Annotated in this window: 22 protein-coding genes and 1 other RNA gene; 13 read left to right on the top strand and 10 right to left on the bottom strand. The window is 68.0% G+C overall.

The window, feature by feature from the left end; all coding sequences use genetic code 11:
* Positions 1-93: 93 nt before the first annotated feature.
* Entirely contained in the window at positions 94-909 is an 816-nt protein-coding gene (locus tag H4W27_RS04765; RefSeq protein ID WP_192594910.1) for a YaaA family protein, read from the bottom strand.
* Positions 910-1,003: 94 nt separating this feature from the next.
* Here H4W27_RS04765 and rnpB point away from each other — a divergent pair.
* Together rnpB and H4W27_RS04755 are read left to right on the top strand one after the other, a co-directional pair.
* Positions 1,004-1,411: RNase P RNA component class A (rnpB, locus tag H4W27_RS04760), an RNA gene on the top strand.
* Between the two features lie 181 nt (positions 1,412-1,592).
* Entirely contained in the window at positions 1,593-3,086 is a 1,494-nt protein-coding gene (locus H4W27_RS04755; RefSeq protein WP_192594909.1) for a glyceraldehyde-3-phosphate dehydrogenase, read from the top strand.
* 6 nt (positions 3,087-3,092) lie between these two features.
* Here the strand turns inward: H4W27_RS04755 and H4W27_RS04750 are convergent, their stop codons facing one another.
* Complete coding sequence (locus tag H4W27_RS04750) at positions 3,093-3,545, bottom strand: reverse transcriptase-like protein (RefSeq protein WP_225939007.1); 453 nt, start codon at positions 3,543-3,545, stop codon at positions 3,093-3,095.
* 79 nt (positions 3,546-3,624) lie between these two features.
* A complete protein-coding gene (locus H4W27_RS04745; RefSeq protein ID WP_192594908.1) occupies positions 3,625-4,512 on the bottom strand; it encodes a Nif3-like dinuclear metal center hexameric protein in 888 nt (295 codons plus the stop codon).
* Between the two features lie 62 nt (positions 4,513-4,574).
* Here H4W27_RS04745 and msrA point away from each other — a divergent pair, with 62 nt between their 5' ends.
* From msrA to epsC, 3 genes are all read left to right on the top strand, one after another.
* Positions 4,575-5,129, top strand: a complete 555-nt coding sequence (msrA, locus tag H4W27_RS04740; RefSeq protein ID WP_192594907.1) for a peptide-methionine (S)-S-oxide reductase MsrA — start codon at positions 4,575-4,577, stop codon at positions 5,127-5,129.
* Positions 5,129-6,064 carry a cysteine synthase A gene (gene cysK / locus H4W27_RS04735; RefSeq protein WP_192594906.1) on the top strand — a complete coding sequence of 312 codons (936 nt, stop codon included), beginning with the start codon at positions 5,129-5,131 and terminating at the stop codon, positions 6,062-6,064. The genes msrA and cysK overlap by 1 nt, the downstream gene beginning before the upstream one ends.
* A gap of 83 nt (positions 6,065-6,147) precedes the next feature.
* On the top strand, positions 6,148-6,735 hold the full coding sequence (gene epsC / locus H4W27_RS04730; protein WP_192594905.1) for a serine O-acetyltransferase EpsC: 588 nt from the start codon (positions 6,148-6,150) through the stop codon (positions 6,733-6,735).
* Positions 6,736-6,754: 19 nt separating this feature from the next.
* Here the strand turns inward: epsC and H4W27_RS04725 are convergent, their stop codons facing one another.
* The 4 genes from H4W27_RS04725 to zapE all read right to left on the bottom strand — a co-directional run bounded on the left by H4W27_RS04725 (position 6,755) and on the right by zapE (position 11,642).
* Complete coding sequence (locus tag H4W27_RS04725) at positions 6,755-7,849, bottom strand: NAD(P)H-dependent flavin oxidoreductase (protein ID WP_318782155.1); 1,095 nt, start codon at positions 7,847-7,849, stop codon at positions 6,755-6,757.
* 15 nt (positions 7,850-7,864) lie between these two features.
* A complete protein-coding gene (gene gndA, locus H4W27_RS04720) occupies positions 7,865-9,325 on the bottom strand; it encodes an NADP-dependent phosphogluconate dehydrogenase (protein WP_192594904.1) in 1,461 nt (486 codons plus the stop codon).
* A 217-nt stretch (positions 9,326-9,542) separates the two neighbouring features.
* Entirely contained in the window at positions 9,543-10,466 is a 924-nt protein-coding gene (gene ppk2 / locus H4W27_RS04715) for a polyphosphate kinase 2 (protein ID WP_192594903.1), read from the bottom strand.
* A gap of 120 nt (positions 10,467-10,586) precedes the next feature.
* Positions 10,587-11,642 (bottom strand): cell division protein ZapE, encoded by a 1,056-nt coding sequence (gene zapE, locus H4W27_RS04710; RefSeq protein WP_192594902.1) that lies wholly within the window; start codon positions 11,640-11,642, stop codon positions 10,587-10,589.
* A 150-nt stretch (positions 11,643-11,792) separates the two neighbouring features.
* Here zapE and H4W27_RS04705 point away from each other — a divergent pair, with 150 nt between their 5' ends.
* Both H4W27_RS04705 and H4W27_RS04700 read left to right on the top strand, forming a co-directional pair.
* Positions 11,793-12,686: a sulfurtransferase gene (locus tag H4W27_RS04705; RefSeq protein WP_192594901.1), complete on the top strand. Its 894-nt coding sequence runs from the start codon at positions 11,793-11,795 to the stop codon at positions 12,684-12,686.
* Positions 12,683-13,210 carry a SufE family protein gene (locus H4W27_RS04700; protein WP_192594900.1) on the top strand — a complete coding sequence of 176 codons (528 nt, stop codon included), beginning with the start codon at positions 12,683-12,685 and terminating at the stop codon, positions 13,208-13,210. The genes H4W27_RS04705 and H4W27_RS04700 overlap by 4 nt, the downstream gene beginning before the upstream one ends.
* Here H4W27_RS04700 and H4W27_RS04695 read toward each other — a convergent pair.
* A complete protein-coding gene (locus tag H4W27_RS04695; RefSeq protein WP_192594899.1) occupies positions 13,155-14,534 on the bottom strand; it encodes an alpha/beta hydrolase family protein in 1,380 nt (459 codons plus the stop codon). The genes H4W27_RS04700 and H4W27_RS04695 overlap by 56 nt on opposite strands.
* Before the next feature lie 45 nt (positions 14,535-14,579).
* On the opposite strand from H4W27_RS04695, the gene msrB reads away from it, so the two are divergent.
* From msrB to H4W27_RS04665, 6 genes are all read left to right on the top strand, one after another.
* Entirely contained in the window at positions 14,580-15,002 is a 423-nt protein-coding gene (gene msrB, locus H4W27_RS04690) for a peptide-methionine (R)-S-oxide reductase MsrB (protein WP_192594898.1), read from the top strand.
* Between the two features lie 2 nt (positions 15,003-15,004).
* Positions 15,005-16,057: a threonine aldolase family protein gene (locus tag H4W27_RS04685; RefSeq protein ID WP_192594897.1), complete on the top strand. Its 1,053-nt coding sequence runs from the start codon at positions 15,005-15,007 to the stop codon at positions 16,055-16,057.
* 35 nt (positions 16,058-16,092) lie between these two features.
* A complete protein-coding gene (locus tag H4W27_RS04680; protein ID WP_318782153.1) occupies positions 16,093-16,794 on the top strand; it encodes a DUF3000 domain-containing protein in 702 nt (233 codons plus the stop codon).
* Positions 16,795-16,813: 19 nt separating this feature from the next.
* Positions 16,814-18,043: a ribonuclease D gene (locus tag H4W27_RS04675; RefSeq protein WP_192596431.1), complete on the top strand. Its 1,230-nt coding sequence runs from the start codon at positions 16,814-16,816 to the stop codon at positions 18,041-18,043.
* Between the two features lie 228 nt (positions 18,044-18,271).
* The gene (locus H4W27_RS04670; RefSeq protein ID WP_192594896.1) at positions 18,272-20,425 is read left to right on the top strand and encodes a 3-hydroxyacyl-CoA dehydrogenase NAD-binding domain-containing protein; all 2,154 of its coding nucleotides are present in this window, start codon (positions 18,272-18,274) and stop codon (positions 20,423-20,425) included.
* Entirely contained in the window at positions 20,422-20,859 is a 438-nt protein-coding gene (locus H4W27_RS04665; protein WP_192594895.1) for a Rieske (2Fe-2S) protein, read from the top strand. The genes H4W27_RS04670 and H4W27_RS04665 overlap by 4 nt, the downstream gene beginning before the upstream one ends.
* An 82-nt stretch (positions 20,860-20,941) precedes the next feature.
* Here H4W27_RS04665 and H4W27_RS04660 read toward each other — a convergent pair whose 3' ends face one another.
* Together H4W27_RS04660 and dxs are read right to left on the bottom strand one after the other, a co-directional pair.
* Positions 20,942-21,433: a hypothetical protein gene (locus tag H4W27_RS04660; protein ID WP_192594894.1), complete on the bottom strand. Its 492-nt coding sequence runs from the start codon at positions 21,431-21,433 to the stop codon at positions 20,942-20,944.
* The gene (gene dxs / locus H4W27_RS04655) at positions 21,430-23,439 is read right to left on the bottom strand and encodes a 1-deoxy-D-xylulose-5-phosphate synthase (RefSeq protein ID WP_192594893.1); all 2,010 of its coding nucleotides are present in this window, start codon (positions 23,437-23,439) and stop codon (positions 21,430-21,432) included. The genes H4W27_RS04660 and dxs overlap by 4 nt, the downstream gene beginning before the upstream one ends.
* Positions 23,440-23,605: the final 166 nt, after the last annotated feature.

Raw genomic sequence — 23,605 nt, 5'->3', positions numbered from 1 at the left:
TCTGCTAATGGGTCCTGCGCGCGCGCCGCCGGTTCTTCCCGGAAGTTCAGAAGTTCAGCTCGGGAGGTCAGCCGAGGGAGCCGGTCGGGGACGTCAGTCGATGAGTTGGAGCTGATGCGGGCTTCGTCCCGAGCTTCGGTGCAGTTCGACCCTCCAGTGCTGGGAGGCCAGCTCAGCGACATCCTCGGCGCTCCGCGGTGCGCCCGGGGACTCCTCGGCCCTGAGCAGCATGCCGGCGAGGAGTCCCCGGGCTCGCTTGGCGAAATGCGTGACGACCCTCCGGCGGCCGTCGTGTTCGGTGAAGCTGTTCACCACCAGGGTCTGTTCTGGGGCCGACCGGTATGCCTGGGCGTAGGAGCTCGAGCGACAGTCGACCACGAGCTGATCTCCGACGAGGGCATCGACCGGGCGCTCCAGCGACGCCTTCCAGAAGCTGCTGAGTCGGCCTGGCGGAGCCTTCGCCGGTGCGGCCCCCGGACCCTCTCCCCCCGCTGATCCATGCAGGGTCACTCCCATGGAGAGCCGGTAGGCAGGGATGCGGTCGGTCAGCGAGGTCACCCCGAAGAGTCCCGAGAAGACCAGGACGCTCTCACCGGCTCGCTGGAGCTGCCGCTGATCCAACGAAGCGGGGTCCAGCGCCTCGAAGAGCACTCCCGTGTAGATCTCATGCGCCGGCGCGGCGGGTGCGCTGAGCAGCTCGGCGTTGGCGCGGACATCGGGCATCACCCGGTTCCCCACTCCGAGGACCTCCTGCGCCTGATCTTCGCCGCTGACCCGGATCAGTGCTCGCATGACCTGCAGCCGCTGGGCGCTCAGCCCGGGGAGAAGGAGGCTCCCCAGATCCATCGGTGGTGCCCCGGCGTCCTGCGGGGGCGTCTTGCCTTCTGAAGGCGGCAGGAAGATCAGCACCGGGCAAGGCTAGCAACCCGGCCCGGTGATCCCTGTCGGTCGAGCTCAGCGCCGCGGAGGATCCGCTCCGATCCCGTAGGATGATGAGCCGGGACGGGTCGGTCAGACCATCGCGGCCCAGACTGCGGCCCGCCGGAGACGGCGGATAACTGTCTGAGCGCCGAGGAAAGTCCGGGCTCCACAGGGCAGGATGGTGGGTAACGCCCACTCGGGGTGACCCGCAGGCCAGTGCCACAGAAAAGAGACCGCCCGCAGCACAGGCTGCTGCAGGTAAGGGTGAAACGGTGGTGTAAGAGACCACCAGCACCTCAGGTGACTGAGGTGGCTCGGCAAACCCCATCCGGTGCAAGATCGAACAGGATGTGCTTGAAGGCTGCCCGCCTGAGCATCCGGGTTGATCGCTCGAGGTCCGTGGCAACACGTGACCCAGATGGATGATGGTCACGGCAGCTGAGCAATCACGCTGACCGCACAGAACCCGGCTTACCGACCGACCCGTCCCTCCCCGGCGAGCCGCAGCGCACACCAGCGCAGCCACGCTCCGTCCGCCTCACGGTCGGCTACACTCGCTCACGGACACACCGACGTGCTCGCCCGGGTCCCGTCATGCCACGGATGCCGCGGAGCCACCCGGTGGGTCCACGTAGACAATGACGTCTAGACGAGTGAGGACAACTCCAACAATGCCCACCGAAGCAGATCAGCAGCTGCGCAGCTGGATCGACCGAGAGTCCCAGGCCGAGGCCATGATCCCGCTGCTGGGGCGACTCTATCGGGAGAACAACGTGGTCACCGGGATCTATGGACGCCGGCTGGTCAACCGCTCCGCGATCGAGATACTCAAGGCCCACCGCTTCGCCCGCCAGGTCGATGAGACCGAGCTCCCGGTGGCGCAGACCCTGCCGCTGGTCCAGGCGCTGACCGAGCTGGATCTCGGTGCCGCCAGCATCGACATCGCACGTCTGAACTCCCGCTATCGGACCTCCCGACATGCCGCCTCAGGGGACATGGATTCCTTCCTCCGCGAGGAGCTCGCCGAGGTGGTGGGACGCGGCGGCGAAGGACTCGCCGAGCCCCGCGACGTCGTGCTCTACGGATTCGGGCGGATCGGTCGGCTGCTGGCCCGGATCATCGTCGGCAACGCCTCGTCCGCCTCCGGACTGCGCCTGCGCGCGATCGTGGTGCGCCAGGGGGCGGGCGATGATCTCGCCAAGCGCGCCTCGCTGCTGCGCCGGGACTCGGTCCACGGACCGTTCGAAGGTTCGATCAGAGTCGACGAGGAGAACCAGGCGATCATCGCCAATGGGACGTTCATCAAAGTCATCTATGCCTCAGACCCGGCCGCCGTGGACTACACCGCCCACGGGATCTCCGACGCGGTCCTCGTGGACAACACCGGCAGGTGGCGCGATGAGGAGGGACTCAGCCAGCATCTGCAGGCCGAGGGCATCTCCCAGGTGCTGCTGACCGCCCCGGGCAAGGGCGACCTGAAGAACATCGTCTTCGGGGTCAACCACCAGCAGATCACCCCCGAAGACCGCATCGTCTCGGCCGCCTCCTGCACCACCAACGCGATCACCCCGGTGGCCAAGCTCATGGACGAGGCCTACGGCATCGACCACGGGCACGTGGAGACCGTGCACTCCTACACCAATGATCAGAACCTGATCGACAACTTCCACCCGGGAGAACGCCGGGGACGCTCGGCGGCGCTGAACATGGTGATCTCCGAGACCGGAGCCGCGAAGGCAGTGGCCAAGGCGCTGCCGCAGCTCTCCGGAAAGCTCTCCGGCAATGCCATCAGGGTGCCGACCCCTGATGTCTCCATGGCCATCCTGAATCTGGAGCTTAACCGGGAGACCTCCAAGGAGGAGCTCAACAGGTTCCTGCGCAGAGAGTCCCTGGAGGGGGCCCTGCACAAGCAGGTGGACTACATCGACTCCGCGGAGGTGGTCTCCACAGACTTCGTGGGCACCCGGGCCGCCGGCATCGTGGATGGCCTGGCGACCATCGTCAACGGCCGCCAGGCGATCCTCTATGTCTGGTATGACAACGAGTTCGGCTACTCGGCGCAGGTGGTCAGGGTGCTGGAGCACATGACCGGCAGCGCGCCGGTGAAGTACCCCCGGGTCGAACCCCGGCTCGAACCTCGCGCCGGCGACGTGAGTCGAGACTGACGGGTCTCAGCGGGCGGGACGGATCCGGCTGGCGGCCGGGTCCCACGCGGTTCCCGCGGCGCAGGCGTCCATGGCCTCATTGCTGAGTGCGTCGGCGTCGCCATTGTCCTTCCGCGGAATCCAGGTGTAGCGCACCTGCCTCGGGTCCAGGATGGTGGCGGCCTCGGCGGCCAGCCGCTTCATGTCCTCGTGCTTGATCTTCCAGCGACCGCTCATCTGCTCGACCACGAGCTTCGAGTCCAGCCGGACCTCCACGAGCGCGTCGGGGTCAAGCTCCCGAGCCAGCCGAAGGCCGTCGATGAGTCCTGTGTACTCGGCGACGTTGTTGCTGGCCTTCCCCAGCGGAGTCGCTCGCGTGGCCAGGATCTGTCCCTTCTCATTGCGCACCAGAGCGCCGGAGCCGGCGATTCCAGGGTTGCCGCGGCTTCCGCCGTCGGCCTCGACGAACAGGGTGGTCATTCGGTCACGCACCTTACTGGACTGCAGAACTTGATCTGGGGGGTCTCGGGGCCCGGTGTCCTGGGGCCCGACCTGGTGGTCAGCGGCCTGGAGTGAGCACGAAATCCCACGGGTCGGTGTTGATGCCGCTGACGACGACCTCCACATCGTAGCCGCGATCGCTCAGCGCATGGTCCAGCGCCTGGGCGGCGGCGGGCAGCCACAGCCACTCCGAGGCGAAGTGCGAGACATCGATGAGATAGGGCCGCTGACCGCCGGCGGCTTCGCGCGCCTCGGAGGCTGGATGATGGCGCAGATCGGCGGTGAGGAAGACATCAGCCTCCGCGGCGGCGGCAGCGCCGAGCAGCGAGTCTCCTGCGCCTGCGCACAGCGCGACCCGCTGGATGAGGCCGTGCCGGTCCCCGGCGACGCGCACGCCCCCGGCCACGGCGGGAAGGACCGAGAACACGGTGGAGGCGAAGTCGCCCAGGGTCACCGGCTCCGCCAGCGTCCCGATGCGCCCCAGGCCCTCCGCCGCGAGCCCCTGCTCGGCCGACTGGAGCGGCTCGGCGTCCTGCACCCCCAGCAGACCGGTCAGGACATCGTTGACTCCCCCGATGGCCGAGTCCGCATTGGTGTGCGCGGTCATCAGCGCACACCCGGCCTCGATGAGCTCGTGGACCAGCCCGCCCTTGAAATGTCCCGCCTCCACTGAATGCACACCGCGCAGCAGCAGCGGGTGGTGAGTGATCAGCAGGTCGGCTCCGCCGCTGCAGGCCTCCGCGATCACTGCCTCCACGGGGTCCACTGCGAGGTGGATGCGTCGCACCGGCCGGTCGCGTCGGCCGGTCACCAGACCGACTGCGTCCCAGGACTCAGCCAGCGTACGGGGCCAGAGCTCCTCCGCCGTGGCCAGCACCTCCTGGAGCAGCGGCACGGGGCCGCCCGCTGGTGTGTGGACCGGAGGCTGAGCAGAGCTGGAGGACATGCCTCTTTTCTACAGGCAACCGCTCAGGAATACAGCGTGGGACACGGACGGTTGTGCAGGGCATGGAGAACTCATACAAGACCGTGGTGCTCGCTGCTGGCTGCTTCTGGTGCCTGGATTCAGTGGCACGCAGACTCAACGGCGTCCTCGCCGTGCGCAGCGTCTACACCGGCGGCACCGGCCCCGCCGTCTACGAGGCCGTGGCCTCCGGGGGCACCGGCCACGCGGAGGCCGTCCAGATCACCTATGACCCGTCCGTCCTGCCCGATCAGGTGCTCTACGACGTGTTCTTCTCCAGTCACGACCCGACCACGCTGAACCGTCAGGGCTACGACATCGGCACGCAGTACCGGTCCGCGATGTTCTACTCCGGCGAGGATCAGCACGAGGAGTTCGCCGCTGCGATCCAGCGGGCGCAGGGCTCCTTCGACCGTCCCATCGTGACCACGCTGGAGCCGCTGGGCCCGGTGCACGAGGCTGAGGAGATCCACCAGGACTTCCATTCGCAGCGCCCGGAAGTCGGATACTGTCAGGTCATCATCGACCCCAAGGTCGCCAAGCTCCGCAGAGACTATGCTTCATGGTTGAAACCCGAGGAAGAAAGGTCCACTCGATAATGGCCAAGATTCTTGACGACATCACGCAGGCCGTCGGCAACACCCCGCTCGTGCGACTCAACCGGCTGGGGGCGGATCTTCCCGGCAACATCGCGGTCAAGCTCGAGTTCTACTCCCCCGCGAACTCCATCAAGGACCGCATCGGTGCCGCCATCGTCGACGCCGCCGAGGCCTCAGGGATGCTCAAGCCGGGCGGAACCATCGTCGAGGGCACCTCGGGCAACACCGGCATCGCGCTCGCCATGGTCGGGGCGGCCCGCGGATACCGCGTCGTGCTGACCATGCCGGAGACGATGTCCACCGAGCGTCGCGTGATGCTGCGCGCCTATGGGGCAGAGATCGTGCTGACCCCAGGTGCCGAGGGCATGCGTGGCGCAGTGGAGAAGGCCAAGTCCATCGTGGACGAGACCGAGAACTCGATCTGGGCCCGCCAGTTCGCCAATGAGGCGAACCCGGCGGCGCACTACCGCACCACCGGTGAGGAGATCTGGCGCGACACCGACGGGGAAGTCGACATCTTCATCGCCGGCATCGGCACGGGCGGCACGATCACCGGGGCTGGACGTCGGCTCAAGGAGTACAAGTCAGACATCCACCTCGTCGCCGTGGAGCCCGAGGACTCACCCATCCTCTCCGGCGGAAAAGCCGGCCCGCACAAGATCCAGGGCATCGGTCCGAACTTCATCCCGGACATCCTGGACCAGGAGATCTACGACGAGGTCTACCAGGCGAACCTGCAGAAGTCCGTCGCCATGGCGCGCGACCTGGGCATGCAGGAGGGCATCCTCGGCGGCATCTCCACCGGAGCGAACATCGCCGCAGCGCTGGAGCTCGCTTCCCGCGAGGAGAATCGCGACAAGCTCATCGTCACGATCGCCTGCGACTTCGGGGAGCGCTACATCTCCACGCTGCTCTATGAGGACATCCGCGGCTGAGCCGCACCGACGCCTCCCCCGGCCCGCCGGCGCCCAGCGCCGGTGCCCACACCACCTGATCGACTCCGAAAGGCTGCTCCCCATTGGGCCCATTGAATCGTCTGCGCGAGGACATCAGAGCTGCGCGTGAGCACGACCCCGCCGCGCGCAGCTCGGCAGAGGTCGTGCTGGTCTATTCAGGACTCCATGCCGTGTGGTCCCACCGGGTGGCGCACCGCATGTGGCGCCGGTCCGCGCTGAAGACCCCCGCGCGCATGCTCTCCCAGCTGACCCGCAACGTCACGGGCATCGAGATCCACCCGGGGGCGCAGATCGGCCGCCGCTTCTTCATCGACCATGGAATGGGCGTGGTCATCGGTGAGACCGCGGAGATCGGCGACGACTGCATGCTCTATCAGGGAGTGACGCTGGGAGGTCGGTCACTGGAGCAGACCAAGCGTCACCCGACGCTGCGCGACGGGGTGGTCGTGGGGGCCGGTGCCAAGGTCATCGGTCCGGTGGAGATCGGCGCCGGCTCCGCCGTCGGCGCCAACGCCGTGGTCGTGAAGTCCTCGCCGCCGAATTCGATCCTCACCGGGATCCCGGCGAAGGCCCGGCAGCGCGGAGTCGCCGAGCAGAAGCCGCATGTGGATCCGGCCGAGTACGCGCTGGACCCGGCCCTGTTCATCTGAGTCCCGTCCCCCAGCGGGATCAGAACCCCGCCAGGCGGCGGAGGATCACCTCGGCGGGCTCGTCGCTGGCCCGCGCGAATCCGGTGCCGGCCCAGAGGTTCAGACCTTCGGGATCCCCGGCGGCGGCGGACGCCCGTCGCAGCGAGGACGTCATGTGGTGCAGCGCGGGGAACCCCAGCGGCGCCTGTTCGGTGAGCTCGGCGGCGAAACAGTTGCGCAGCGCGCGCGCCGGACGCCCGGAGAAGGCCGTGGTGACCACGGTCTGGCCTGCCTCGCGGGCATCAGCCAGTGCCTGCTTGTGCACGGGGTGCGCCCCGCTCTCGACGCAGCGCAGCAGCACCGTCCCGACTGCGACGGCCTCTGCTCCGGCGGTCAGCACGGCGCTGACCGCCTCGGGTGTGGCGAGCCCTCCGGCCGCCCACAGCGGGAGGCCGGTCTGTGCACGCACCGCCGGGAGCAGCTCATCCAGCTCGATCTGACGAGGCTTTCGAACGGGGGTCCAGGTTCCGGAGTGCCCTCCGGCGGAGGAGGACTGCACGATCAGTCCGTCGACCCCTGCGGCCTCGGCCTGGGCGGCTTCTGCTGCGCTGGTGACCGTGAGGAGGACCTTGGCACCTGTGGCCTGGAGCCGACGGACGTCGGCTCTGGAGGGCAGGCCGAAGGTCAGGCTGATCACCGGGACCGGCTGCGCCTCGAGCAGCGCGAGCTTCTCGGCCCAGGCGTCGTCGGCGTGCTCCGGGAGCCCGGTCGGCAGGGTCACTGCGGCGGGCCATGCGGGATCGCGGTTGCGCCGGTCTGCGGATCGCGCAGCGGCCTGCTCCGTGGTCCATCTGCGCAGGGCGGCCTCATAACGCACCCGGTCCTGCGCGTCCAGCGGAACCGGATTCGGCACGAAGAGGTTCACCCCCAGGCGCGGGGTCTCCTCCTGCACGGCGCTGATCTGCTCGGCCAGCTCTGCGGCGGTCTTGTACCCGCCGGCGAGGAACCCGTGGGCTCCGGCGCGGGAGGCTGCGATCACCAGCTCGGGCCGGCTCGGGCCGCCGGCCATCGGAGCGGCCACCAGTGCAGCGGTGGCGCCCAGATCAGCCAGCAGACCCGAGGCGAGAGCGGTCACAGGCTCAGCGCGGGATCAGGCTTCGATCTCGCTGCGGTCTCCGGACCACTGGGTGTGGAAGGTGCCTTCCATGTCCACACGCTGATACGTGTGGGCGCCGAAGTAGTCACGCAGGCCCTGGGTCAGCGCAGCCGGCAACCGGTCCCGGCGGAGGCTGTCGTAATAAGCCAGCGAGGAGGAGAACACCGGAGCGGGAACGCCGTAGGTGGCGGCGGCGGCCACGACTCGGCGCCAGGCCGGGAGGCACTCGTTGATGGCCTCGTTGAACTCCGGTGCCAGCAGCAGGTTCTTGGGCTGGGCCTCGCGCGGTGCGTCATAGGCCTGCATGATGGTGTCCAGCAGGTCGGCCCGGATGATGCAGCCCGCACGCCAGAGCGAGGCGATGGATTTCAGGTCCAGGTCCCAGCCGAACTCTTCGCCGGCGGCGACGAGCATGTCCAGGCCCTGGGCATAGGCGACGAGCTTGGAGGCATAGAGTGCCCGGCGCACATCCTCGACGAAGTCCTGACGGTCCTCGGCGCTGCCGTACTTCTCCTGGGCGGAGAGGGTCTCGTCGACCCCTGCGCTGAAGGTGGCGTTGGTGACTGCACGCAGATCGCGCTGGGAGGAGATGGACCGGGCGAAGACGGACTCGGCGATCGCGGTCACCGGTGAACCGACCTCGAGGCCCGAGATCGCCGTCCAGCGCCCGGTGCCCTTCTGCCCCGCGGAGTCGACGACCACGTCGACCAGCGGATGCCCGGTGGTCTCGTCCTCCTGCTCGAGGACCTCGGCGGTGATCTCGATCAGATAGGAGGCGAGGTCAGTGGTGTTCCATTCCCGGAACACCCCGGCCTGCTCGCGCGGCTCGATGCCGGCGAGGGAGCGCATCAGGTCGAAGGCCTCGCCGATGACCTGCATATCGGCGTATTCGATGCCGTTGTGCACCATCTTGACGTAGTGTCCGGCGCCGTCGGTGTCGATCCAGGTGCAGCAGGGCTCGCCGTTGTACTTGGCGGAGATCGTCTCCAGCATCGGTCCCAGTGAGTCGTAGGACTCGCGTGAGCCGCCGGGCATGATCGACGGGCCGTTCAGGGCCCCCTCTTCGCCGCCGGAGACGCCGACGCCGACGAAGTGCAGGCCTTTGGCGCGCAGCGCCTCCTCGCGGCGGCGGGTCTCCTCGAAGAAGGAGTTTCCGCCGTCGATGATGATGTCGCCCTCGTCGAGCAGCGGCACGAGGTCATTGATCACGGAATCGACGGGGCCGCCGGCCTGGACCATGATCAGCACGCGGCGGGGAGTCTCGAGGGACTCGACCAGCTCGGCCAGCGTCTCCGTGCGGATGAAGTCGCCTTCAGTGCCGTGGGCCTGAAGAAGGGCATCCGTGCGGGCGACGGAGCGGTTGTGCAGCGCTACTGTGTAGCCGTTCCGGGCCAGGTTGCGAGCCAGGTTCGCTCCCATCACAGCTAGGCCGGTCACTCCGATATGGGCACTCATGCATTCTCCTTCGTCGAGGTCATCTAGACAGTGTCATCCCGTGGTCACATTCTGCGGGCGGTCCGGGATCTGCACCGGTCCCGTCCGCGCGTCAACAGCGCGGTGAACTCGCGTCCTGACAGGGGATCCCGCCCTCGCAGACCTCGATGTCCGCGTGGCGAGCACTGTCACTCTACCGCTTCGTCCATCAGACGGGCCCGGCCGCGCTCGAACGAGATCAATCGCCCACCGCGTCGCGGCCGCGACGCACGATCAGCGGATCCGGCTCGCCCACGATCTCATGGTCCTTGCCCTCGTACTCGAACTGGGCCAGGAAGCACCGCATCGCATTGAGCCGTGCCCGCTTCTTGTCATTGGACTTGATCGTCATCCAGGGAGCGTGATCGGTGTCGGTGCGTCGAAACATCTCCTCCTTGGCCTCGGTGTAGTCCTCCCACAGGTCCAGGGACTCCAGGTCCATCGGTGAGAGCTTCCACTGACGGACAGGGTCGATCTGGCGTATCGCGAACCGGGTCCGCTGCTCCTGCTGGGTCACGGAGAACCAGAACTTGGTCAGATGGATCCCCGCGTCCACGAGCATCTGCTCGAACTGAGGGGCCTGCCGCATGAAGACCTCGTACTCCTGCTCCGAGCAGAAGCCCATCACCCGCTCGACACCGGCCCGGTTGTACCAGGAACGGTCAAAGAGCACCATCTCCCCGGCGGTGGGCAGGTGATCCACGTAGCGCTGGAAGTACCACTGTCCCAGCTCGCGGTCGGAGGGCCGGTTCAGGGCCACCACCCGCGCGGTACGGGGGTTCAGGTGCTCGGTGAAGCGCTTGATCGTGCCGCCCTTGCCGGCCGCGTCGCGGCCCTCGAAGACGAGCACGTGCTTGAGCCCGTAGTCCTCCGCCCAGTACTGGAACTTCAGCAGCTCCACCTGGAGGTGGTACTTCTCGATCTCGTAGACGTCTCTGCCGAGTCGCTCCTCGTAGGGATAGTTCTCGTGCCAGGTCTCGACGGCGCGCCCCTGCGGATCGATGAGGTCGGGGTCAGGAGTGTGACCATCCTGCACCGTGTATCCGCCGTCGCGGAGCTCGTCGATGAACTCGCGGAGATTCTTGCGCGCCGTGCCGTCGACCTGGAAGATCGGGTCATTCATGAGAACAGCCTTTCTTGGGATTCGGCTCGTCCCAGCCAATCAGAGGTGGGTGAACACTCTGTTAACCGGCGCGTCTACTCTTCTGGGCGGACCTGGACGCTGACTGGAAGTCAGAAGCTTCTAGACCGTCTCCTCACCCATCTGACCGGCCCGGGCCAGCGCTGTCAGACGCGAGACTGTGCGGTGGTACTTCTTCATATACCCCCCGGACATCATCTCGTCCGTGAAGAGCTGGTCGAAGGGCACGCCCGAGGCCACGATGGACACGTCCTGGTCATAGAGCCGGTCCGCGAGGACCACGAAGCGCAGCGCCAGCGCCTGGGCCTCGATCGTCTCCACACCTTTGAGGACCAGAACATCGACCTCGCTGACGAGCTGACGATAACGGCTCGGGTGCACGCTGGTCATCCGCTCACAGAGCGCATCGAAGTCATCCACGGCGATCGCCGCCTCGGGATGCTGCTCGGCCGCGAACTCCTCGACCTCCGCCGAGCTCAGCGGAGCAGGTGCCTCGGGCAGTCCACGGTGACGGTAGTCCTCGCCGTCGACCTTGATGACGGTGAACTGGTCGGACAGCACCTGGATCTCACGCTGGAAGTCCACCGCCGCGAAGCGGCCCTCCCCCAGGGAGCCGGGCAGCGTGTTCGACGTCGCCGCGAGCTTGACCCCGGCATCGGCCAGCTCGCGCATCAGCCGGGACATCAGCACGGTGTCCCCCGGGTCGTCGAGCTCGAACTCGTCGATGCAGACCAGCTTGTACTCGCTGAGCACGTCGACGGTGCGGCGGAAGGACAGGGCCCCGACCAGGTTGGTGTATTCGACGAAGGTGCCGAAGGCGCGCTGGCCCTCCACCGAGTGGTACAGCGAGGCGAGCAGGTGGGTCTTGCCCACGCCGAAGCCGCCGTCGAGGTAGATGCCGGCCGGTGCCTGCGCAGCGGATGCCTGGCGGCCGAAGAGCCTGTCGAGGAATCCCCCCGAGGCGGGCCGGCGACCGACGGTGTCGGAGAATTCGCGCAGCGCCGTGACCGCCTTCTCCTGGGAGGGGTGAGCCGGATCCGGGATGTAGGAGTCGAAGGAGACCTCTGCGAAGCGGAAGGAGGGCTCCAGGCCCTCGAGCAGCTGACCGACTCCGAGCTGAGGGGTCCGCTGGCTCAGCGGCGTGACGTAGGAGGGCATGCCACCACTCTACCCACGACTCTTCTTTTCACCGGTGGATTCCCTATCCTGGAGGTTGACCCATGCAGTGCCGCGCCGGAAGGCTCTGCTGAGTCGGCGCGTCCGGCACACCTGCCCGCTGCGACGAACATCTGAAGGAAGGTCCTGCGCATGACGACCACTGAGAAAGACTTCTCCCAGTACGCCAACCCTGACGCCCTGGTCTCCACCGACTGGGTGGCGCAGCACAAGGATGATCCGTCGGTGGTGCTGCTGGAGTCCAACGAGGATGTCCTCCTCTTTGAGACGGGCCACATCCCCGGGGCCCAGAAGATCGACTGGCACACCGACCTCAATGACCCGGTCACCCGGGATTTCCTGGGCCCGCAGCAGTTCGCGGAGTTCGCCGCCTCCAAGGGGATCACGCCGGAGACCACGGTGGTCTTCTATGGCGACAAGTCGAACTGGTGGGCGGCCTACGCCCTCTGGGTCTTCACCCTCTTCGGCCATCAGGACCTGCGGCTGATGGACGGCGGCCGACTCAAGTGGGCCGCCGAGGGCCGCGAGCTCACCACCGAGACCTCGCCCGCGCAGCCCGCCGAGTACCCGGCCCCCGCCAGCCGCGACGACTCCACCTTCCGCGCATTCCGCGAAGATGTCCTCGCCCACCTCGGCAAGCCCCTGGTGGACGTGCGCTCCCCGCTGGAGTACTCAGGTGAGCGCACGCACATGGAGGGCTACGAGCAGGAGGGCGCGATGCGCGGGGGACACATCCCCTCCGCCGCCTCCGTGCCATGGGCCAAGGCCGCCAACGAGGACGGAACCTTCCGCTCCCGGGCCGAGCTGGAACAGATCTACACCGAACAGGCTGGACTGGGGCAGGCCGACGAGGTCATCGCCTACTGCCGGATCGGGGAACGCTCCTCCCACACCTGGTTCGTGCTCCAGCATCTGCTGGGCTACGACAACGTCCGCAACTACGACGGTTCCTGGACCGAGTGGGGCAACGCTGTGCGGCTTCCGATCGCCACCGGTGAGCAGCCCGGCGAGGTGCCCGCTCGATGAGCGATCAGGACGCCCAGACCGCCCCGGGAACCGGATCGGCTCACACCGCGGAGAGTGGTTCCTCAAGCACCGAGCTCCCCGCCCAGCTCGCCGAGGTCGTCGAAGAGTTCGCCGAGCTCGAGGAGCGGCAGAAGCTGGAGCTGCTCCTGGAGTTCTCCCGGGAGCTGCCCGAGCTGCCCGCGCGCTACACCGGCGGCTACGGCCAGATGGAGGAAGTGGTGGAGTGCCAGACCCCGCTGTTTCTGACGGTGGAGTACGACGACGACGCCGGGACGGCCCAGCTGTTCTTCGCCGCGCCCCCCGAGGCACCCACCACGCGCGGCTTCGCGGCGATCCTGCATGAGGGCCTCAGCGGCCTGAGCTTCGAGCAGATCCTCGCCGTGCCGGAGGACCTCTCGGAGCGACTGGGGCTGGCACGGGCGATCACTCCCCTGCGGCTGCGCGGCATGACCGCGATGCTGGGTCGGATCAAACGTAATATCCGGGCTCACCTGGCCGAGACTGACCCGGCGCAGGCCGGCTGAACAGGTCCGTCAGCCATTCCACGACGGTGGAGTCCCAGCGCCGCGGATCGTGGTTCCATTCCTTGACGTGACGGGCCTGGGTGAATGACACATAGCTGACCTTGGAGTTCTTCCGGGCAAGGTCTCGGGAAGGCCCGTAGGGCACGATGTTGTCGTCCACACTGTGCATGATCAGCACATGGTGGCGCAGCTGCTCCGCGCGGTCGATCCAGTTCATCGTCTGCAGGTCCACCGGTGCCGCCAGTCCGGTGACCCAGCGTCCGCCCGGGTTGGAGATGAACCACTGGCCCAATCGGCCCACAGCGTGCGGGATCCGGTTCGCCCGGGCCTGGTGGGCCAGCACGTCCATCCAGTCGATCACCGGTCCGGTCAGGACCAGCGCACGGATGTGCGCGGCGAAGCGTGAACGATCGGCCGTCTGCAGGCTGATCGCTCCGCCCATGGACCACCCCATCAGGATGATGTCCTCGGCACCACGGGCCAGCGCGTACTCGATGGCGGCCTCCACGTCCTCCCACTCGGTGACGCCGAGGCCATAGCGGCCATCTGAGGCGGCCGGGGCCTCGCCGTCGTTGCGGTAGGAGATCAGCAGGGTGTCCACGCCCAGCGCGGAGGTGGCCGCCAGCGCCCGGATGCCCTCGGTCCGATTGCTGCCGCGGCCGTGCACGCCGATGGCCCAGACGTTGCGTCCGGCCAGCGGCGCATCATGGTCCTCGGACAGTCCGGCGGCGCGCGGCTGTGGCTTCACGTGCCATGCCGGAGACGGCCCGCCGGGCAGGGTGATGACCACTTCTTCACTCTCGAAGCCCGCATGGCTCGGGTGCAGATACACCACCGAGGTCCACCAGCCGCGCACGGCGGTCCGCAGATCCCCGCCGTAGACCTTCTCCACCGGGCGGGTCACCGTTCCTCCTTTGGGCTCGAGCGCCGAGATCCTTCCGATCCGGGCCAGAGAACGGCCGCCCTGGAAGAACAGGCCATAGGTGCCGTCCACCACGGTCTCCGCAGTGATGGGCAGGATGACCTCGTCTCCCTCGGGTCCGCGGGTGACCGCGAGGATCTCGAGATCCTCGGCCCGTTCACGCACCGGGGTCACCACGGCGCGCGCGAAATAGCCGGCCAGTCCGGAGCCGAGCGCCGCCAAGGTCATGCCCGTGGCGAGTCCGGTGCCCGCACCCAGGGTCACCGCGCGGACCCAGGGGGTGTGCGTGTCGCTCGGTGTCTTGGGGCCCTGCCTGGGCCGTGTCCACCACGGGAGGCCCCGGCGGGCGGGAGGCCGGGACTGCGTGGCCACGGGACGGCGCTCATTCAGCCTGAACTTCATGGGGGCCAGCTTACGCGGAGAGCCGGATCGTGATGAGATGGAGACATGAGTGCGAACCAGAATTCGGAACAGTCCGCCGAGGCGTGGCGGGAGAAGCTCACTCCGCAGGAGTTCCAGGTGCTTCGCGAGGGCGGCACCGAGCGCGCCTATGCCGGAGAGTACTGGGACAACAAGGAGGCCGGCACCTATTCCTGCCGTGCCTGCGGCGCAGCACTGTTCACCTCGGCCGAGAAGTTCGACTCCCGCTGCGGATGGCCGAGCTTCTTCGAGCCGGCCGCCGACGCGAACATCCGCTACCTGCGCGATGTCTCCATGGGCATGGAACGCGTCGAGGTGCGCTGCGGCTCCTGTGATTCCCACCTTGGGCATCTCTTCACCGGAGAGGGCTTCGACACCCCCACCGACCAGCGGTACTGCATCAACTCGATCTCCATGGACTTCCACCAGGCGGGGAGCGCCGAGCAGTGACGATGACCCGTGCCCAGACCCGGTTGCTCGACCCCTCCTTCGCCTCCGACAACGTCGCCGGGGTCTCCCCCGAGATCCTGGACGCGCTGGCTCGGGTCAACCCGGACTCGGCCCTGCCCTACGGGTCCGATCCGGTGACCTCCGAGCTCCGCGAGGTGGTCAAGGAGACCTTCGGCCCGGCCGCCGAGATCCTGCCGGTGTTCAACGGAACAGGCGCGAACGTCGTCTCCCTGCAGGCGCTGCTGCCCCGCTGGGGTGCCGCGATCTGTTCGACGCAGGCCCATGTGAACAATGATGAAGGGGCAGCTCCCGAGCGTGTGGGTTCGCTGAAGCTTCTCCCCCGCCCGACGCTGACCGGAAAGCTCAGCGCCGCAGACGTGGAGGCGGAGATGAAGAATCTCGGCTTCGTGCACGCCGCCCAGCCGCTGGCCGTGACGCTGACCCAGTCCACCGAGCTGGGAACGGTCTATTCACCGGCCGAGATCTCGGAGGTCGCCGCCGCCGCGCACTCCCACGGCGTGGGGGTGCATATGGACGGAGCCCGCATCTCCAATGCCGCCGCCGCCCTGGGCTGCACGCTCGGTGAGATCACCACCGAGGCCGGTGTCGATGTGCTCAGCCTCGGCGGGACCAAGAACGGAGCCATGGCCGCGGAGGCGGTGGTGATCCTCGATCCAGACCGCCTCGGCGGTGCGGACTACATCCGCAAGTTCTCGATGCAGCTGGCCAGCAAGCAGCGCTACATCTCGGCCCAGCTGCTGGAGCTCTTCGGCACCGATCTGTGGCGGCGCAACGCCTCCCACGCGAACGCGCAGGCCGCCAAGCTGGGACAGGCGCTCAGCGAGCTCGAAGGTGTGACCCTGTCCCGGCCCACAGAGGTCAATGCGACCTTCCCGGAGGTCCCGCTCGAAGTCGCCGCCGCGATCCGTGAGCATTACCTGGTCCATGTCTGGGACACTGCGTCCAGCGGTCGCCCGGTGCTCCGGCTCATGTGTTCCTGGCACACCGGTGACGCGGAGATCGAGGCTCTGGTGGACTGCGCGCGGCGCGCCTAGCTCGTCAGACGGATCCCGGTTTCTAGTCTTGGTGCGTGACAGCATTCGGTCCCATGGGAGGACCCGACCAGCACGGCGTGCCCAGCACGGACCCGAGCTCCCCGCTAGGAGCTGCGGGCATCGAAGGGCTCCCTGAGACGTTTCTGCAGGCCCTGTCAGGGCTGCGCGCCGCCTCGCCGCGGGCTCAGGCCCACGTGTCGGAGGTCCCGGCCCCGTCCCGGCTGGCCCCGTACGCGGTGGCCCTGCGCGCCGAGGTCCAGTCCCCGAGCATCTCACCGCTGGGAGCACATCCGGTGAGTCGGCTTCGAGCCCAGCCGGAGGACCCGGAGATCCTGGCCACAGGCCGCTTCATCCTGCTCCACGATCCCGCCGGCCAGCAGGCCTGGGGTGGCACCTTCAGAGTGGTCATCTACATCCGTGCCGAACTCGATGTCGAGATGGGCAACGATCCGCTGCTGGGCTCGGTGGCCTGGACCTGGCTCTGCGATTCCCTGGCCCAGCACGGGGTGGAGTACAGTCATGCGGGCGGCACGGCGACCCGCATACTCTCCGAGAGCTTCGGCTCCATGGAGAACCGGCAGCCCAGCAACGACGTTGAGCTCCGCGCCTCCTGGAGCCCCACCGGGCTGAGGTTCGGATCCCACCTGCAGGCCTGGGCAGACATGGTCTGCTCCTTCGCCGGACTGCCGCCGCTGCCCGATGGAGTGATCGCCCTGCCACATATCAGGAGGAGCTGACGAAGTGTCGGACACCTCGATGGACGCCCCCGACGCGGGGCCGCCGCCTCTGCTGACCGAGCCCGAGGACGGCGTTCCATTCGTCATCGACACCGAACGGGGACTGCAGCGCTGCGCCGATGCGCTGGCCGCCGGCACCGGGCCTGTCGCCGTGGATGCCGAACGTGCCTCAGGCTTCCGCTACGGGCAGCGCGCGTTCCTGGTGCAGCTCAAGCGCGAGGGCTCCGGGCTCTGGCTGATCGACCCCGAACCCTTCACCACGCTGGCCCCGGTGCAGACGGCGCTCGAGGACGTGGAATGGATCCTGCACGCGGCCACCCAGGACCTGCCCTGCCTGGCGGAGCTGGGCATGCACCCGCACAGCCTCTTCGACACGGAGCTCGCGGCCCGCCTCAGCGGACTCCCCCGGGTCAGTCTGGGCGCCGTGGTCGAATCCCTGCTCGGGGTGCGTCTGGCCAAGGAACACTCCGCCGCCGACTGGTCCAAGCGTCCGCTGCCGCATGACTGGCTGCGCTACGCCGCGCTGGACGTCGATCTGCTCATCCCGCTGCGAACGAGCCTGCTGGAGCTGCTCCGCGAACAGGGAAAGCTGGACTGGGCACGCGAGGAGTTCGAGCATCTGCGCACCCACCGGCCGGTGACCATGCCCCGCATCGACCGCTGGCGCAAGGCCTCCGGAGTGAACAAGCTGAAATCGCCGCGCAAGCTGGCGGTCCTGCGGGAACTCTGGGCCGCGCGGGAGAGCATGGCAGAGACCAAGGACGTCTCCCCGAGCCATATTCTGCCGGACTCAGCACTGGTCGCCGCCGCCGACGCCATGCCGCGCACGGTCCCGCAGCTGCTCGGCGTCAGGGGCTTCCATGGCCGTGCCGCCAAGCGCGAGGCGCCGAAGTGGCTTCGTGCGATCGAGGCCGGGGGCAGGGACCAGGACGCGCCCGCAGCCCAGCGCCGCGCCTCCGGACCGCCTCCGCCCCGCGCCTGGAAGGACCGCAATCCGCTCGCCTTCAGGCGCTACCGCACTGCGCGGGACTGGCTCACCCAGCACGCCGATGAGCTGGAGCTGATGCCGGAGACTCTGCTGACCCCTGCCGTGCTCAAGCAGCTGTGCTGGGCTCCTCCGGAGGTCATCGACCTGGAGAGCATCGGTGCCGCCCTGCGCGACCTCGGAGCCCGCGAGTGGCAGATCTCCCAATGTGCCGCGATCATCACCGTGGCCATGCTCGATCCGGAGCCGCTGGAGAACTTCTGAGCTCGCGCCATCGGCGCTCGTGTCTCGCCACGCTTGTCCGGGCGCTCGAGTCTCGGCACCCTTGTCTGAGCGCCCCTGCGGCGCGCGTCGTCCGCGGACGACGCCCAGGTTCGACCGGTTCCGTCCCCGGTTACTCACGGGTAGGCTGTGAGCTGAGACTCATTCCGGTCCCACAGCGACCGCGCTGAGCCGCCATCCCCGCGCTGACCCACCTATGGAGGACCTGACATGACAGCAGCGAACGCCAACGACATCCCGGCCGAGGCACTGGACTTCTCCGCCTTCACCGATCTCGCGAAGGCCTTCAGCGACGAGGTGGTCACGCACAGCCGCACCGAGGACGTGCAGCTGCCCGACGGCGCAGGAACCCTCGTGCTCATCCGGCTGGACAACGACCAGCCGAAGCGACCCTCCACACTCGGGCCCAGCAGCCTGATCGAATTCGGCCAGACCCTGGCAGCGCAGCTCCCACGGGCTCAGGCAGGAGAGATCGTCGGCCTGGGCGTGATCGGCAAACCGGGGGTCCTCGCCGCCGGTGCTGACCTCGGCGCCGCAGAGCGCGTGGATTCGACTGATCACTCTCACGCCATGGGGGATCTCGGCCACCACGCCTATCGCCTGCTGGAGGACTTCCCGGTGCCCAGCTTCGTCTTCATCAACGGCACCGCACTCGGTGGAGGCCTGGAGCTCGCACTCGCCGCCCAGCACCGCACCGTCTCCACTGAGGCCAGGGGCATCGGGCTGCCCGAGGCCTTCCTGGGACTCGTTCCCGGCTGGGGCGGCATCTACCGGCTGCCGCAACTGATCGGCCCGGAGGCGGCGGCCGAGGTCATCTTCTCCAATGCGCTGAGCAGCAACCGGACCCTGGACGGCAAGAAGGTCTATTCCCTGGGCATCGCGGATCAGCTCCTCGCGGCCGAGGATTTCGAGGCTGAGAGCGTCGCCTACGCCGCGCGGATCGTCGCCGGCGAACCCGCCGCGATCGAAGAGCTCAGCGCACATCGTTCCCACGACGGATCTCCAGAGGCCTGGACCCGCGCCATCGCCGGAGCAGAGCGGACGGTGGCTGCCAAGCTGGGCGACACCGCCCCGGCGCCGTTGCGCGCTCTCGAGCTCTTCCGCGAGGCGCCTGGGCGTAGCCGCGAAGAGAGCAGGCAGGCCGAGTGCGCGGCGCTGGGCGAGCTCATGCTCACCGACGAGTTCAGAAACACCGTCTACGCCTTCCTGGGGCTGCTGCAGAAGCGGGCCAAGCGCCCCGCCGGGGTGCCCGAGGCAGCTCCGCGCAGCATCGCCAAGGTCGGTGTGGTGGGTGCCGGGCTCATGGCGTGCCAGCTGGCCATGGTCTTCGCGCAGCAGCTGAAGGTTCCCGTGGTCCTCACCGACGTCGACCAGTCCCGAGTGGACAAGGGCCTGGCGCATATCGAGTCGCAGATCGGCAAGCTCCGGCAGAAGGGTCGGCTGAACGCCGAACAGGCCGCTGCGGTGCAGGGACTGATCACCGGATCCACGGACAAGTCCGTCTATGCCGATGCCGACTTCGTGATCGAGGCGGTGTTCGAAGAGATCGGCGTCAAGAAGCAGGTCTTCGCCGAGCTTGAGCAGATCGTGCCGGCCGAGACCATCCTGGCCACCAACACCTCTTCGCTGTCCGTGACCGAGATGGCCGCAGACCTGGACCATCCGGAGCGGGTCATCGGCTTCCATTTCTTCAACCCTGTCGCCGCAATGCCGCTGGTGGAGATCGCCCGCGCCCCGCAGACCGCGGACGTGCCCATCGCCACGGCATTCCAGCTCGCCGCGGGCCTGCGCAAGACCCCGGTGCTGACCAGCGACTCCACCGCCTTCGTGGTCAACCGGGTGCTGCTGCGCCTGATGTCCGAGGTGCAGCGAGCGTTTGACGAGGGCACCGATGCCGCGACCGCCGATGCGGCGCTCAAGCCCATGGGACTTCCGATGAGCCCCTTCACCCTGCTCGCGATGGTCGGCATCCCGGTGGCACAGCATGTCACGGAGTCTCTGCACAGCAGCTTCGGAGACCGGTTCCACGTCTCGGCGAATCTTCAGCGTCTCATCGACGCCGGAGTCACCGAGATTTGGAGCACCGACGACGCCGGCCAGGCATACATCAAGGACAGCACGCTCGAGCTGATGAGCTTCGGCAGCACCCCGCGCAGCTCCGCGGACCTGCTGCGCACCGTGCAGGACGCGCTGGCTCAGGAGATCGGAATGATGCTCGCCGAGGACGTCGTCGCCTCGCACCAGGACGTGGATCTGTGCATGATCCTCGGCGCCGGATGGCCCCTGCACCGAGGCGGCATCACCCCCTACCTCGATCAGGTCGGAGCGAGCCAGCGGGTGAACGGAAGGACCTTCGGCGCATGAGCCGGACCTGCTGGGCACGCCGCCGATTCCTGCACGCTGCCGCGCTGAGCACGGCGGCAGGTGCGGGGGCGGTGGCGCTCAGCGGATGCGGCTCCACCGGATCGGAGGAAGCAGATCCCTCCCCGCCCCCGGATGCGCCGTGGACCGAGGTGATGCCCTCCGCGGAGCTTCCCGTGGGATCCAGCCGCGCGGTCTCGGTGGGAGAGACGGAGCTGCTGCTCCATCGCAGCTCGGAGACCGAAGTACATGCGTTCTCGGCCGTGTGCACCCATCAAGGGTGCGCTGTGGCCGCAGAAGAGGGACGTTTCGCCTGTCCCTGCCACGGTTCGATGTTCAACCTGGAGACAGGTGCCGTGGAGGCAGGTCCTGCGGAGGACCCGCTCCCCCGCCGTCCGGCGGAGATCAGCGCCGACGCGGTGCGCGTCCAGGCGTAGTGGCAGGTCCCCAGGACCGCGGAGTGGCAGTTCCCCAAGACCGCGGAGCGGCAGGTCCCCAGGACCGCGGAGCGGCGGCCAGCTAGCCGACGCGCAGCTCCACCTTCGACGCCGGCACGTCGCCGCCGCGCACAGCGGACTTCACAGCCTCCCGGGCCTTGCCCTGGTGCAGCGTCTTGACCCGCATCACGCTGGCGTGACCGTTCCCGTCGGACTCGACCTCGGGTTCGCCCAATGCGCCCAGTCCGCGCCAGGCGAGAACGCCCAGCACGTCGCGGTGCACGGTGTTGATGTTGCGCTCCTCCGAGGAGCTGGGCTGCTCCGCCTTCAGCGGATAGACCAGGCGCAGCTCGGTGAGGGACTCCGTCGGTGCCTCGTGGTAGCCGTCCTGCTCACACTGGGCCAGAAAGCTCTGCAGAAGCTGTTCTGACTCCTCCGGGGCGGCCTTCTCGGTGGCGATCTTTCCGTTCGCCCCCAGGGTGCCGCGGTGGATGACCAGCTCCTGGGCGTCGTCGTCGTACCACGCCTCTCGGTAGGTCCAGGCTTGGTCTTCTCGGCGGTACAGGGTGATCAAGGTCGGGCCTTTCGAGTGCGGAGACTGGGAATCTGACCGGTGGGGAGCGCCTCGCCGGGCAGCGGTCGTGCATAGGGGACCTTGGTCCCGAGGACCTGCCCGACGGCGTCCTGGGTGATCTGCTGGGCGGTGAGCCCGACCCGGGCCAGGACCTCGCTGCGACTGCCGTGTCTGAGGAACTCCACCGGCAGCCCGACCTCGTTCAGGCCGGTGTCCACACCGGCCTCGCGCATGCTCTGGCGGATGCGGGAGCCCACCCCTCCGGCCTTGACACCGTCTTCGATGCAGATGACGATCCGATGCCGAGCAGCCAGCGAGACCACTGACTCTGGGACGGGGAGCACCCAGCGCGGATCCACCACGGTGGCGCTGATGCCCTGATCCGAGAGCCGCTGAGCCACGTCCAGGGAGAGCTCGGCCATCGTGCCCACCGAGACGATGAGCACGTCGTGGGAGTAGTCCCGCTTGGTCTCTTCGCCCCCGGAGGATCGCCACAGCACGTCCACGCCGTCTTCGAGCCGTTCGAGGGCGTCGATCTCGCCGTTCACAGAGCCCTTGGAGAAGCGCAGGACGGTCGGGGCGTCGTCCACCGCCACCGCCTCGCGCAGCTCCTCGCGCAGGCGCGTGGAGTCACGTGGGGCCGCGATCTGCAGACCGGGGACGATCTGCAGCAGCGAGAGGTCCCACATTCCATGGTGGCTGGGACCGTCGGGGCCGGTCACGCCTGCGCGGTCGAGGACCACGGTGACGCCTGCTCGGTGCAGGGCGACGTCCATGAGCAGCTGGTCGAAGGCGCGGTTGAGGAAGGTGGCATAGATCGCCACCACAGGGTGGAGTCCCCCGAAGGCCAGCCCGGCGGCGGAGGTGAGGGCATGCTGCTCGGCGATGCCCACGTCGAAGACCCGGTCCGGGTGCTTCTGGGCGAAGCTCCGAAGTCCCACGGGGATCGTCATGGCCCCGGTCAGCGCAACGATGTCCTCGCGCTCGTCGCCGATGGCGGTGATCTCCTCCTCGAAGACGGAGGTCCAGGACCGGGCACCGCCACGGTGCACCGGCTCGCCGGTCTCCGGATCGATGACGCCAACAGCGTGGAACTGGTCGTTCTCATCGGCCCGGGCGGGAGCGTAGCCCTTGCCCTTCTCCGTGAGCGCGTGCACGATGACCGGGCCGCCGTAGTTCTTCGCGTCGCTGAGCGCCGCCTCCAGGGCGTTCTGGTCATGGCCGTCCACGGGTCCGATGTACTTCATCCCGAGGTCCTCGAACAGCCCCTGGGGCGACCAGAAGTCCTTGGCACCCTTCTTCGCGGCATGCAGGCTGCGGTAGACCATCTGGCTGGCCGGTCCGCCGTTCTGCAGCTTGCGCTTGGTGGTGTCCAGCACCGTCTCGTAGGTGCGGTGGGTGCGGACCTTGTCGAGGAACCCACGTCGCAGCCGACCGAGCTGATTGGCGAGGCCTCCGACCGTCGGGGCGTAGGAGCGGCCGTTGTCGTTGACCACGATGACCACGCGCCGGTTCTTGTCTGCGGCGATGTTGTTCAGCGCCTCCCAGGCCATGCCTCCGGTGAGGGCGCCGTCGCCGATCACCGGGATCACGCAGCGTTCGCTCTCCCCTGCCAGCACGCGGGCCTTGGAGATGCCGTCGGCCCAGGAGAGCGAGGATGAGGCGTGGGAGGACTCGACGATGTCATGCACCGACTCGGCACGCTCGGGGTAGCCGGCGATGCCGCCCTCCTGGCGCAGCGTGGAGAAGTCCTGACGCCCCGTGACGAGCTTGTGCACGTAGGACTGATGACCCGTGTCAAAGATGATGGAGTCCCGCGGCGAGTCGAACACGCGGTGAATGGCCAGCGTCAGTTCGACCACGCCGAGATTCGGCCCCATGTGCCCGCCGGTCTTGGAGACATTCGCGATGAGGAACTGCCGAATCTCTGCGGAGAGCCTCACCATCTGCTCGTCGCTGAGCTTGGACAGCTCCTGCGGAGACGTGATGGTCTGCAGAATACTCATGGGGGCAGTCTACCTCGGTCGGGCCTGCGGCTCCGTGACTGCGCAGGTGACTCCAGCGCCCGGATGCGGGAGCGGGACGCCGGCCGAGGCGCCAGTGATGACGCCAGTGATGACGCCGGCATGGCATCCGTGGTGACGCCGGCGTGACGACGGCGGAGACGACCAG

It is taken from the genome of Nesterenkonia lutea, from assembly GCF_014873955.1.
Classification (GTDB): domain Bacteria; phylum Actinomycetota; class Actinomycetes; order Actinomycetales; family Micrococcaceae; genus Nesterenkonia; species Nesterenkonia lutea.
Note: the sequence above shows the minus strand (reverse complement) of the source record. Positions and strands in the feature narration are given on the sequence as shown.

Bases quoted from the DNA above. Each gene is read 5' to 3' on its own strand.
- H4W27_RS04670 (WP_192594896.1), top strand. From the start codon at position 18,272: ATGACAGCAGCGAACGCCAACGACATCCCGGCCGAGGCACTGGACTTC.
- H4W27_RS04700 (WP_192594900.1), top strand. From the start codon at position 12,683: ATGAGCGATCAGGACGCCCAGACCGCCCCGGGAACCGGATCGGCTCAC.
- msrA (WP_192594907.1), top strand. From the start codon at position 4,575: ATGGAGAACTCATACAAGACCGTGGTGCTCGCTGCTGGCTGCTTCTGG.
- H4W27_RS04745 (WP_192594908.1), bottom strand. From the start codon at position 4,512: ATGTCCTCCAGCTCTGCTCAGCCTCCGGTCCACACACCAGCGGGCGGC.
- H4W27_RS04675 (WP_192596431.1), top strand. From the start codon at position 16,814: ATGGACGCCCCCGACGCGGGGCCGCCGCCTCTGCTGACCGAGCCCGAG.
- gndA (WP_192594904.1), bottom strand. From the start codon at position 9,325: ATGAGTGCCCATATCGGAGTGACCGGCCTAGCTGTGATGGGAGCGAAC.
- H4W27_RS04755 (WP_192594909.1), top strand. From the start codon at position 1,593: ATGCCCACCGAAGCAGATCAGCAGCTGCGCAGCTGGATCGACCGAGAG.
- zapE (WP_192594902.1), bottom strand. From the start codon at position 11,642: ATGCCCTCCTACGTCACGCCGCTGAGCCAGCGGACCCCTCAGCTCGGA.
- H4W27_RS04705 (WP_192594901.1), top strand. From the start codon at position 11,793: ATGACGACCACTGAGAAAGACTTCTCCCAGTACGCCAACCCTGACGCC.
- cysK (WP_192594906.1), top strand. From the start codon at position 5,129: ATGGCCAAGATTCTTGACGACATCACGCAGGCCGTCGGCAACACCCCG.
- msrB (WP_192594898.1), top strand. From the start codon at position 14,580: ATGAGTGCGAACCAGAATTCGGAACAGTCCGCCGAGGCGTGGCGGGAG.
- H4W27_RS04695 (WP_192594899.1), bottom strand. From the start codon at position 14,534: ATGAAGTTCAGGCTGAATGAGCGCCGTCCCGTGGCCACGCAGTCCCGG.
- H4W27_RS04750 (WP_225939007.1), bottom strand. From the start codon at position 3,545: ATGACCACCCTGTTCGTCGAGGCCGACGGCGGAAGCCGCGGCAACCCT.
- ppk2 (WP_192594903.1), bottom strand. From the start codon at position 10,466: ATGAATGACCCGATCTTCCAGGTCGACGGCACGGCGCGCAAGAATCTC.
- H4W27_RS04665 (WP_192594895.1), top strand. From the start codon at position 20,422: ATGAGCCGGACCTGCTGGGCACGCCGCCGATTCCTGCACGCTGCCGCG.
- H4W27_RS04685 (WP_192594897.1), top strand. From the start codon at position 15,005: ATGACCCGTGCCCAGACCCGGTTGCTCGACCCCTCCTTCGCCTCCGAC.
- dxs (WP_192594893.1), bottom strand. From the start codon at position 23,439: ATGAGTATTCTGCAGACCATCACGTCTCCGCAGGAGCTGTCCAAGCTC.